Raw genomic sequence first — 394 nt, 5'->3', positions numbered from 1 at the left:
TCGAAGCCAAACGCTTAATCTTGGTAAAAGTTACGGGGACGACATGGGCTTATGCCTGTTTTGTCTCAAATTGAAAGCCAATTTCTTGGCCTTCAAAAGGCATAAGCGACAGCGGCTCCGCCCGCTGGCCGGGACTCGACGCAGTCGAAGCCAGACGCTTAATCTTGGTAAAAGTTACGGGGACGACATGGCTTCGACGCTGGTAACAAAACCAAAGGTGCATGCCGAGTGTATAGTGGCACTCGTACTCCAATCGCTATAACTCATAGTTGCAAATGATGACAACTACGGTGCTCAACTAGCTGCGTAAGCAGTGAAAAAGCACTTTTAGGGCTACGGCCCTAACGGTCTTTAGCAAGGTGCCTGTATCGCGCTAATGACTGTCACTCAGAAC

Annotated in this window: 1 other RNA gene; it reads left to right on the top strand. The window is 49.5% G+C overall.

The window, feature by feature from the left end:
- Positions 1-178 precede the first annotated feature (178 nt).
- Positions 179-394: a transfer-messenger RNA gene (gene ssrA / locus A3729_RS10930) on the top strand; the annotation flags it as partial.

Source organism: Oleiphilus sp. HI0043, from assembly GCF_001634935.1.
Note: the sequence above shows the minus strand (reverse complement) of the source record. Positions and strands in the feature narration are given on the sequence as shown.